The following is a 10,671-nucleotide window of genomic DNA, read 5'->3' as shown; positions in this document are numbered from 1 at the left end:
CCTCCTGGGCCTCGGTGTCACGAAGGGAGATCGCGTCGGCCTCCTGGCGATGAACAGCATCGAGTTCTTCGAGACCTTCTTCGCGGTGGCGAAGATCGGGGCCGTCTGTGTGCCGCTCAACTGGCGGCTGGTTGCCGACGAGCTCGAGTTCATCCTGGGCGATTCCGGCGTGACCACGCTCGTCTTCGGTCACGAGTTCCTCCCCGCGGTCAGCGACCTGCAGACCCGGCCGAAACTGTCCGGGCAGGGGGAGGGTGCGACGACGATCGCGACCTACCTGCAGATCGGGGCCGAGGACGGCACCGAGACGGCCGGGTTCGCGAAGGACTACGCGGCGACGTGCACCGCGGCGTCGGCGGACGAGCCCGAGATCGGCGCCGAGGACGATGACCTGCTCTACATCATGTACACGTCGGGCACGACGGGGCTGCCGAAGGGCGTGGTCCACACCCATTCGACGGCGCTCTGGGGCTCGCTCACGATCATGGCGACTTCGGAGGTCGCCTTCGGCGATCGCTACATCGTCGCCCTCCCGCTCTTCCACGTCGGAGCGCTGACGCCCATGACGGGCAACGTGCACCGCGGCATCAGCAACATCATCCTGCGCGCGTTCGATCCGACGCTCGCCTGGAAGCTGATCGAGCAGGAGAAGGTCAACAACATGCTCGCCGTGCCGGCGATGCTGAACTTCATGTTCCAGGTGCCCGCGAAGGACGAAGTCGACCGCAGCTCCCTGCGCTGGATCATGAGTGGCGCCGCGCCGGTTCCCGTCGCGACGATCCAGGACTACGCAGCGATGGGCATTCCAATCCACCAGGTGTACGGGATGACCGAGACCTGCGGACCGGCCTGTCTCACGAGCCCGGACGACGCCCTGAACAAGATGGGCTCGACCGGACGTCCGTTCGTGCACACCGAGGTTCGCGTCGTCGACGAGTCCGGTAGCGACGTTGCTCCCGGAGAAGCCGGTGAGGTGTGGATCGCTGGGCCCCACATGATGAGGGAGTACTGGAATCGCCCCGACGCCACCGCCGAGACGCTGGTCGACGGTTGGGTGCGTTCCGGCGATGTGGCGACCATCGACGAGGACGGCTGCATCTACATCCAGGACCGCAAGAAGGACATGATCATCTCCGGCGGGGAGAACGTGTACCCGGCCGAGGTCGAGAACGTGATTCTGGGCATGGACGGTGTCGCCGATGCGGCGGTGATCGGAATGCCCTCGGAGAAGTGGGGCGAGTCGGGGCTTGCCGTGGTGGTGCGAGGCGACGCGGCGCTGCAGGCCGACGCGATTCTGAACTACTGCCAGGGGAAGCTCGCCCGCTTCAAGCAGCCGGTGGCGGTCGAGTTCGTCGATGAGATTCCGCGGAATCCGTCGGGAAAGATCCTCAAGCGCATCCTGCGCGAGCAGTTCCCGGGGCCCGCTCCCCAGTAGCGATCCGGCCGACGCGGGAGCCGCCCGTGGGTCTCCGATCCCGGGCGACCTATCCTGGGGTCATGCGGGGAGAGGAGCCGGGACCGGAGCACGTCGAGGCCGACACGAACTCGTCGATCGGCCACTACCTGATGTCCCAGCGGAAGCTGCGGGGCATCAGTCTGGACGAGCTCGCGGCGCGCACGCGGATCCCGCGCCGCAACCTCGAACGCCTGGAGTCGGGTGCCTTCGACCACCAGCCCGACGGATTCGTGCGCGGCTTCGTCCGCACGGTCGCCGAGGACCTGGGCCTCGACCCTCAGGAAGCAGTGATGCGCCTGCTCGGCGAGCCGAGCGCGGTCGACGAGGACCAGCGCCGCCGCCGTCGCTTGCAGGCCGCCGTCGCCGCCTTCGTCGTCGGGGGCGTGCTGCTCGCGGCGGCGGGCTGGGCGGTTCGCGAGACCGCCCGCTGGCTCACGGCCACCCCGGATCCGAACTCCGAAGACCGGGTGCTGCGTCGCGACCCGGTGCGGGTGCTCGCCGAGGAGGCGGAGACCGATCCGCGCTGGCAGCGCGTCATCGAGGCGGCCAACGCCGAGACCGCGGCCCTCGAGGGTCCCGACGCGGCAACGGAGGCGGTCGCACCGGCGGACGCTCCCGCCGGTCCCGTGGGCGCCGACCTCGTGGACGCAGAGCGCGACGCCGCGCCGCCGGCCGCTCCAGCCGACGCGGGTGCGCCCTGAACCGGGCCGGCCGTCGCCCGGAGAAGACCCACGCCCTGGTCCTGCGTTCGGTCGAGTTCGGGGAGTCCGACCGGATCCTGCACCTGCTGGTGCCGGAGTACGGACGGATCACCGCGATCGCCAAGGGCGCCCGACGCAGCGTGAAGCGGTTCGGCGGCACCCTCGACCTGTTCAACCACCTGCGGGTCCAGATCGCCGTGAAGCGGGGCGGGGCGATGAGCCGCCTGGAGGCGGCCCAGCTGGTCCACCATTTCGCGCCCCTGCGGCACGACCCGGTGCGCTTCGGGCTGGGCTGCTACCTGCTCGAGCTCCTCGACCGGCTGGCCCCGGACGGCGGTGCCGCCCGGGACATGCGGCGCCTCTACCGCTTCGCGCTCGATGCGCTCGGCACGGTCGCCGCGCAGCCCTTGAGCCCCGCGCTGCGCACGATCCTCGAACTGCGGGTCTTCGATGCGCTGGGCGTCCGTCCCGAGCTGCGGCGCTGCGTGGGCTGTGGCGACGACCTCGGCCGCGAGGCCGCCCTGGGCTTCCACGTCGCCGACGGCGGCCCGGTCTGCCGGGGCTGCGCGTCACGGCGTACCGGGGTCGTCCCGGTGCACCTCGGCACGCTGCGCGCTCTCGATCAGGCGCTGACCCTCGACGCCGAGCGTCTGGGCCGGCTCTCCTTCTCGGCCCAGGCTCTCGAAGAGGCCCAGCGGCTGGTCGGGCGCTTCCAACGCTTCCACGTCGGGGTCGAGCTCCAGAGCGAGCGCTTCCTCGAGCGCGTGCTGCCCGCCGGCGGCCGCGTGGCGGGCCCCGTATAATCCGCCGCCCGCCACCTCCAACACCCTCAGGACCCGATGTCGAGCGAGCAAACCGCCTCTGCGCCGAACCGGCGCCGCCTCGAGCGCATGGAAGACCTGGTCTCCCTGTGCGCCCGGCGCGGCTTCATCTTCCCCTCGAGCGAGATCTACGGCGGGATCAACGGCTTCTGGGACTACGGTCCGCTGGGCGCCGAACTCAAACAGAACCTGAAGTCCCTGTGGTGGCAGCGCGTGGTGCGCGGCCGGACCGACGTCGAGGGCATCGACAGCGCGATCATCGCCCACCCCCGCACCTGGGAGGCGTCGGGCCACGTCGAGCACTTCAGTGACCCGATGGTCGATTGCCGCACCTGCAAGCGTCGTTTCCGCGCGGACCAGCTCGATGGCGTCGCCTGTCCCGAAGCGCCGAAGAAGCGCCAGGTGGTCGATTGCGATCTCACCGATCCGCGCAGCTTCAATCTGATGCTGTCGACCCGCATCGGTGCGTCCGAGGACGCGGCCTCGGTGGCGTACCTGCGCGCCGAGACCTGCCAGCCGATCTTCAACGACTTCAAGCGGGTCCGGGAAGCGGCGCGCCAGAAGATCCCCTTCGGCATCGCACAGATCGGGAAGGCCTTCCGCAACGAGATCAACCCGCGGAACTTCACGTTCCGCTCGCGCGAGTTCGAACAGGCCGAGCTCGAGTTCTTCTGTCACCCGAGCGAGCGCGAGAAGTGGTTCGAGCACTGGCAGGCTGAGCGTCTCGCCTTCCATCGCGAGCTCGGCTTCGACGATGAACACGTGCGGACGCGACCCCACGAAGCCGACGAGCTCGCCCATTACGCGCGCGCCGCCGTCGACGTGGAGTACCTCTTCCCCTTCGGCTGGCAGGAGATCGAGGGGATCCACGATCGCGGCGACTGGGACCTCTCGCGACACAGCGAGTACTCGGGCAAGGACCTCGGTATCACCGATCCCGATACCAAGGAGCACTACATGCCGATGGTGATCGAGACGTCCGTGGGCGTGGACCGCACCTGCCTGGCGCTGCTGGTCGATGCCTACACCGAGGAGGATCTCGGCGATGGCGAGACCCGCCTGGTGATGCGCTTTCCCAAGGCGCTCGCTCCGCTGCAGGCGGCGGTGCTCCCCCTGTCGAAGAAGCTGGCCGAGCCGGCCCATGCGCTGGAGGCCGAGCTGCGCCGCCGGCTGAACGTCTTCTACGACGACGCTGGCAACATCGGGCGCCGCTACCGACGCCAGGACGAGGCGGGCACTCCCTTCTGCGTCACTGTCGACTTCGACACCCAGGAAGACGGCAAGGTCACGGTGCGCGAGCGCGACACGATGAGCCAGGAGCGCATTCCGCTCGACGGTGTGGCGCGCTACCTCGACGACCAGCTGTCCGCGTGACGGTGCGCAAGAGCCAGCGACCGGCGAAGAAGCGCGCGACCCGGGCGAAGCGCCCGGCCGCGAAGTCGAGCGCCCGGAAGACGAGCCCCAAGAAGACGACGGCACCGAAGCGACTCGTCTATTTCTTCGGGGACGGACGCGCCGACGGCCGCGCCGAGCAGCGCGCTTTGCTGGGTGGCAAGGGCGCAAACCTCGCCGAGATGACCCGCTTGGGGATTCCGGTCCCGCCGGGCTTCACGGTGGCGACCCCCGTGGCCCACCGCTTCGGCCCGTCCGGCGGGCGGCTGCCCCGCGAAGTCGCCGCCCAGGTGCGCAAGGCCCTCGCCAAGGTCGAGCGCGTCGTGGGGGCGCGCTTCGGTGACGCCGAGCAGCCGCTGCTCGTGTCGGTGCGCTCCGGGGCCCCGGTCTCGATGCCGGGCATGATGGACACGGTGCTCAACCTCGGGCTCTGCGAGGCCACCGTGAAGGGGCTCGCCGCGCAGGCCGGTGAGCGCTTCGCCTACGACAGCTATCGCCGCTTCGTGCAGATGTACGGCGACGTGGTGCTCGGCGTTCCCCACGAGCGATTCGAGAGCTGCCTCGAGGCGAGCCGCGACGCGGCCGGGGTGGCGCTCGATGCCGACCTCTCCGCCGCCGACCTCCGTGGCCTGGTCGACGAGTTCAAGGAGATCGTGGCCCAGCACACCGGGGCGCCGTTCCCGGAGTCGCCCGAGACCCAGCTGTGGGGGGCGGTCGAGGCCGTGTTCCGCTCCTGGCACAACGAGCGGGCGGTGCGTTACCGGCGCTTGAACGGGATCGCCGATGATCTCGGCACCGCCGTCAACGTCCAGGCCATGGTGTTCGGGAACATGGGCGACGACTGCGCCACCGGCGTCGCGTTCACGCGTGACCCCAACGATGGCAAGAAGATCTTCTACGGCGAGTACCTGAAGAACGCCCAGGGCGAGGACGTGGTGGCCGGGATCCGCACTCCCGGACCGATCAACGCCGAGGGGCGCGTCGCCGGAACCGAGCACCTGCCGACCCTCGAAGAAGAGATGCCGCGGGCGTACCGCGAACTCGTGAAGATCGCGGGCCGCCTGGAGCGGCACTACCGCGACATGCAGGACATCGAGTTCACGATCCAGCGTGGCCGCCTCTGGCTCCTGCAGACGCGCAACGGCAAGCGCACCGCACCCGCGGCCGTCCGAATCGCGGTGGATCTCGCGAAGGAGCGCCGCATCAAGCGCGAAGAGGCGGTGGCCCGGGTCGATCCGGAGACCCTGCACAACCTGCTGCACCCGACCCTCGACCCGAGTGCGCCCCGCGAGCCGATCGCGCGGGGTCTTCCCGCGTCGCCCGGCGCCGCGGTCGGCGTGATCGCCCTGTCCGCCGACGCGGCGGAGGCACGTGCCCGCGCGGGCGACAAGGTCATCCTGGTGCGCAACGAGACGTCGCCGGACGACATCCACGGGATGCACGCGGCCGAGGGCATTCTCACCTCGCGGGGCGGGATGACGTCCCACGCGGCCGTCGTGGCGCGGGGGATGGGCAAGAGCTGCGTGGTCGGCTGCTCGTCGCTCCAGGTCGACGAGGTCGAGGGCCAGATCCGCCTGGGCGATCGGCTGTTTCGCGAAGGCGACGCGCTGACCCTGGATGGCGGCAGCGGCGAGGTGATGGCGGGCCGACTGCCGACTGTGAGGCCCCAGCTCGGCGGCGCCTTCGACGAGCTGATGCAGTGGGCCGATCGGTTCCGGCGGCTGCGCGTGCGCACCAACGCCGACACGCCCCAGGACGCCGAGGTCGCCCGTGAGTTCGGAGCCGAGGGCATCGGGCTCTGCCGCACCGAGCACATGTTCTTCGAGCCCGCCCGGATCCTGGTGGTGCGCCAGCTGATCCTGGCCTCCGACGGCGAGGACCGCGCCCGCGCGCTCGAGAAGCTGCAGCCGGTTCAGCACGCGGACTTCGTCGGGATCTTCGAGGCGATGGCCGGGATGCCGGTCACGATCCGCCTGCTCGACCCTCCGCTCCACGAGTTCCTCCCTCACAGTGAGGCAGAGATCCGCGAGCTGGCCCGTGCGCTGGGCACCGACGTGGCCGAAGTCCGCGCGAAGATCGACGGCCTGCGCGAGTTCAACCCGATGCTCGGGCACCGGGGCTGTCGGCTCGGCATGACCTTTCCCGAGATCTACCAGATGCAGGCCCGGGCGATCGCCGGAGCCGCCCGTCAGGTGGCCGAAGCCGGGGGTAAGCTCACTCCCGAGATCATGATCCCGCTGGTGTCCCACGCGACCGAGCTATCGCGCCTGCGCGCACTGGTCGAGGACGAGGTGCGCAGCATCCTCGTCGGTGCCCGGGTGCCGGTGAAGGTCGGCACCATGATCGAGGTGCCGCGCGCGGCGCTCACCGCGGATCGCATCGCCGAGTCGGCCGACTTCTTCTCCTTCGGCACCAACGACCTGACCCAGATGACCTACGCGCTCTCCCGCGACGACGCCCAGCGCTTCCTGCCCACCTATCTCGAAGGCGGCGTGCTCGCAGACGATCCGTTCACCTCGATCGACGAGGACGGCATCGGCGTGCTCGTCGAGATGGCGATCGAGCGGGGCCGTCGCACGCGGCCGCGTCTGAAGCTCGGGCTGTGCGGCGAGCACGGGGGCGATCCGAAGAGCGTCGCCTTCTGCCACCGCGCGGGCCTGGACTATGTGTCGTGCTCGCCCTTCCGGGTGCCGATCGCGCGGCTGGCCGCGGCCCAGGCGGCACTCGCGGAGCGCGCGTGAGCGTCCGGCGCCGAGGCGCGCCGGTGCTCTGGGCAATGGTGCTCGCCTTGTCGGCGGCCTGCGCCGGGGCGCCGCCGCCGATCGCGGCGCCCGAGTCCGGGGCGACTGCGGTGGACTCCGAGCGCGTGCTGTCGCTGCGGCGCCGGGCCGAGGGGTTCTATCTCCGGCTGGCCTACCGCCGCTTCAACACCCTCGAGACCTACAACGACTTCATCATGCGCGACCACTTCCGGTCGCTGGATCTGTTCTTCGACTACTACGCCGACCTCGCCGAGGATCTGGCCCTGGCCGACTTCGAGAAGAGCCGCCCCACGCGGATCGAGGTGCTCGAGTTCCTGTTCGAGGACTCGGAGACGGCGAAGGTGCTGGTCCGCTTCCACGGCGACGACGGGCGTCCGCTGCGTCCGGGCGCGCGAGAGATCGTGCGCACCGACCGCTGGGAGCGCGCCGACGGCATCTGGTGGATCCTGCCGGGCAAGCTGTGAGCGCACCGGTGAGAACCGGTGTCCACACAAAGGGAACGAGATTTCCCACACCCCCCGGGAGAGAAGGGCTTTTCACGTTTTCGCCACAAGCGCCCTTTGCTCCATCAAACCGGTGACTTGGGCATTCGATTTGCGCATCGGGTGACGGATGGCACGGACGCTGCATTGACTTCGCAGCGGACGCCGTCGTCCACCACTCTTGAAAAGCCCATCCGTCTCTCGCGCAAGTGTCGTACGGAGGACCCGAAGAGCCTGCACCACCGATCGGGATCTGGTGATCCCTCTCGCCCCGGCCCCTCAGCCGGAGCAACCCCGCCATAGTCCGATCGGCTCTTCCCCCCATTCCACGGCCTTGGCGCGTGAAGACGCAGGAGAAGCGTCTTGGCGCAGTCGAACACCCCCTGGTCCAGTGATGCCGAGCTCGTTCGCCACATCCTCAGTGGCAGTCGCGAGCACTTCGAACAGCTCTATGACGCGTACTACCCGCGCGTCTACCGCTTCGCGCTGAAGCGCCTGGGAGATCCCGGTGAAGCCGAGGATGTCGCCCAGGAAGTCTTCTTCACCGTCTTCAACGTGCTCGACAGCTATCAGGGCACCGCGCCGCTGATCGTCTGGATCTTCGGGATCACGCGCAACACGGTGAACCGGCGCTTCCGCAAGGTCCGCCCGCGCATCGAGTCGCTCGACGCGCCCGAGGCGCGTGAGATCGCGGGTCGCTGGGCCCCCACCGATCAGGTGGTCGAGGCGCGACGCATGCTCGCGATCTGCGAGCACGCCATCCAGAACGACCTGACGCCGTTGCAGCGTCGGATCTTCCACCTGAAGCACCTGCGGCGTCAGTCCATCCGGACGATCGCCCGCGCGCTCGGCAAGTCCGAGGATGCCGTGAAGGCCAACCTCTATCGGATGCGCCGTGCCCTGGCCCAGAGTGCTCCCGGTCTCGAATCCCTGATTGCTTAGTGCCACTCAGGTCCGATTCGCCCCGGACTTTCTGCGGCCGACCCGGCCCGGCCCACCGCGCGCCTGACGCGGTGATCCCGGGAGGGTTCCGTCCGCCACCGGGAACGCGGTCCCCCTGGGTGTACCTCCCATGACACGGTTTTTTTGCCACCGAATCAGACGAAAGGCCACATTCTTGTTGTAGCGACGTTCACGCGTCGCTGCGGCCTGGGAAGGACAACGTGAGGACTCTCCGTTGCCCCGGCCCCACGCTGCATCTGCTCACGCGGACCCCGACACCTCTGTCCCGAATCCGGCGCTCTCGCGCTCCCGGGCGACCCCTTCGCCCTCGGACGCCGAGCTTCTCGAAGCCATTCGCGCCGGCGACGAGTCCGCCTTCACGGTGCTCTACGAGCGCTACTTCGACCGTGTCTACCACTTCGCCTACGCCCGCATGCGCAACCGCGCGGATGCGGAGGAGGTCACGCAAGAGACCTTCCTCGCCGTCTTCCGGTCCGTCGAGGCCTTCGCCGGGCGCTCGGCGCTGCTCTCGTGGATCTACGGGATCGCGAAGAACAACGTGAACAATCACCTGCGCCGCTCCAAGGCGCGGGAGAACCGCATCGAGCGCGCGGAAGAAGAGCTCGTGCGAAACGCCCACACTTTCGACGCGTGCACCCCTGAGGAGCACGTGCATTTCCAACGCTGTGCCCAGGCTGTCGAGGAGAGCCTGGGTTCGATCTCGTCCTGGCAGGCCGAGGTCTTTGCCTTGCGACATTTCGAGAATCTTCCGATTCAAGACATCGCAAAACGCATGAGTCGCTCCAACGACGCGGTACGCTCCAGCCTCTACCGCGTGAAGCGCCTGATCGTCGAAGCGGTGGACGCGGATCGGGCAGGCCCGAACTGACCACTCGGGCCGTCCGGAGGGGGACGGGGTGAAACGCGCGCGTAGCTCGCGATGGTGGCGCCTGGGAGCATCCAGCTCCGGGCCCACTCAGAAAGACTGGAATCAGGAACACGCTGAATCGATGGCTGCAATGGTGGACGAAGAAGTTCTCGCGGACGTTTCGATCGAGGAACTCCGCGAATTCCTGGAAGCCGACCTGTTCGAGTCCTCGGCGGACCCGAAGTTCAAGGAACGGCTGCGGGAGCGGCTGTGGGCGCTCGTGCAAGATCGGTACGGCCCGGACTCGGACCGCCACTGACCACCGCCCCCTTGCCGGAGCGCTTGCCTAGGGCGTGACGGTGGGAGTCGGTTGGTCGCTCGGCGGCCGCAGCATGAGCCGATCGACATAGTGACGGAACGTCTCGAGGGTGAGGCGCGCGTCCGCCATGGCGCGGTGCGGAACCGAGCCCTCGATCAGGCCCGCGGTGACGGCAGCCTGTCGCAGTGAGAGCGCGGCGACCGGCTCGCCCGCGACCAGTGACCAGCCATAGAAGAGGCTGGCCAGGTCGATCACGTGGTAGTCGAAGGGGTAGGGGTGGTCGCAGTTGCGATACGCCCGCTCCAGGAACTGGACGTCCATGCGGACGTTCTGGCCAGCGGGGACCACGGTCTTGTCGTCGGGGAGCAGCTCGTCGATGGCCGCGAGCACCTCGCGCAGATGGGGTGCGCCTTCCCAGGCTTCCGCGGTGTAGCCGCTGATGGCCGCCGCCTCGGCGCTGATCCGGTCCGCCCGGGCTGCAATCTTCCACTCGCCGGAACCCAGCTCGGCGAGCCGGTAGTCGGTGAGGATGACCGCGACCTCGGTGATGTCGTGACGCTCTGGGTCGAGCCCCCCGAACTCACAGTCCATCCAGGCAAACACGAACTCGGCCACGCGCTGTCCTTCCTTGGCTGCCCGTTCCCGGCGAAGCTGGCTGCGCGGCTCGAATGACGACCCGATCGGGCCGTGCAGCCGCAAACGTCGCTCACGCGGCGGGGAACGGAGATCTGCTCCGGAGGAACGCGGGGTGCCCAGGTGGGGTGGCGTGGCGCTCCCAACGGGAATCGAACCCGTGTCTCAGCCTTGAGAGGGCTGCGTCCTAAACCGCTAGACGATGGGAGCGCGGGCGGCCGAAAACTAGCACGCCCGGCGCAGATCGCCGGAGCACCGGTCCGCGCCCACGCGAACCCTGCATCGGCGCGCGAAT

10 protein-coding genes and 1 tRNA gene are annotated in these 10,671 nt (G+C 69.0%); 9 read left to right on the top strand and 2 right to left on the bottom strand.

Going from position 1 to position 10,671, the window contains the following annotated elements; genetic code table 11:
• The 9 genes from AAF430_26460 to AAF430_26420 all read left to right on the top strand — a co-directional run.
• The coding region (locus AAF430_26460; protein MEM7413799.1) for a long-chain fatty acid--CoA ligase at positions 1-1,435 on the top strand (1,435 nt) is incomplete at its 5' end.
• Positions 1,436-1,497: 62 nt separating this feature from the next.
• A complete protein-coding gene (locus AAF430_26455) occupies positions 1,498-2,157 on the top strand; it encodes a helix-turn-helix domain-containing protein (protein ID MEM7413798.1) in 660 nt (219 codons plus the stop codon).
• Entirely contained in the window at positions 2,154-2,960 is an 807-nt protein-coding gene (gene recO, locus AAF430_26450; protein ID MEM7413797.1) for a DNA repair protein RecO, read from the top strand. The genes AAF430_26455 and recO overlap by 4 nt, the downstream gene beginning before the upstream one ends.
• A 36-nt stretch (positions 2,961-2,996) precedes the next feature.
• Complete coding sequence (locus AAF430_26445) at positions 2,997-4,352, top strand: glycine--tRNA ligase (GenBank protein ID MEM7413796.1); 1,356 nt, start codon at positions 2,997-2,999, stop codon at positions 4,350-4,352.
• Positions 4,349-7,111 (top strand): pyruvate, phosphate dikinase, encoded by a 2,763-nt coding sequence (ppdK, locus tag AAF430_26440; protein ID MEM7413795.1) that lies wholly within the window; start codon positions 4,349-4,351, stop codon positions 7,109-7,111. Before AAF430_26445 ends, ppdK begins: the two co-directional genes overlap by 4 nt.
• Positions 7,108-7,596: a hypothetical protein gene (locus AAF430_26435; protein ID MEM7413794.1), complete on the top strand. Its 489-nt coding sequence runs from the start codon at positions 7,108-7,110 to the stop codon at positions 7,594-7,596. The genes ppdK and AAF430_26435 overlap by 4 nt, the downstream gene beginning before the upstream one ends.
• 381 nt (positions 7,597-7,977) lie before the next feature.
• The gene (locus tag AAF430_26430; GenBank protein ID MEM7413793.1) at positions 7,978-8,556 is read left to right on the top strand and encodes an RNA polymerase sigma factor; all 579 of its coding nucleotides are present in this window, start codon (positions 7,978-7,980) and stop codon (positions 8,554-8,556) included.
• Positions 8,557-8,791: 235 nt separating this feature from the next.
• Positions 8,792-9,445 carry an RNA polymerase sigma factor gene (locus AAF430_26425; GenBank protein ID MEM7413792.1) on the top strand — a complete coding sequence of 218 codons (654 nt, stop codon included), beginning with the start codon at positions 8,792-8,794 and terminating at the stop codon, positions 9,443-9,445.
• Between the two features lie 121 nt (positions 9,446-9,566).
• Positions 9,567-9,743, top strand: coding sequence for a hypothetical protein (locus AAF430_26420; GenBank protein MEM7413791.1), 177 nt, complete (start codon positions 9,567-9,569; stop codon positions 9,741-9,743).
• A 27-nt stretch (positions 9,744-9,770) separates the two neighbouring features.
• Here AAF430_26420 and AAF430_26415 read toward each other — a convergent pair whose 3' ends face one another.
• On the bottom strand, positions 9,771-10,358 hold the full coding sequence (locus AAF430_26415; GenBank protein ID MEM7413790.1) for a 3'-5' exonuclease: 588 nt from the start codon (positions 10,356-10,358) through the stop codon (positions 9,771-9,773).
• 152 nt (positions 10,359-10,510) lie between these two features.
• Positions 10,511-10,586: transfer RNA gene (locus tag AAF430_26410), tRNA-Glu, on the bottom strand.
• Positions 10,587-10,671 lie beyond the last annotated feature (85 nt).

The organism is Myxococcota bacterium, assembly GCA_039030075.1.
In the GTDB taxonomy this organism is placed as follows: Bacteria; Myxococcota_A; UBA9160; order UBA9160; family SMWR01; genus JAHEJV01.
This window is presented reverse-complemented; position numbering and strand designations above follow the sequence as displayed.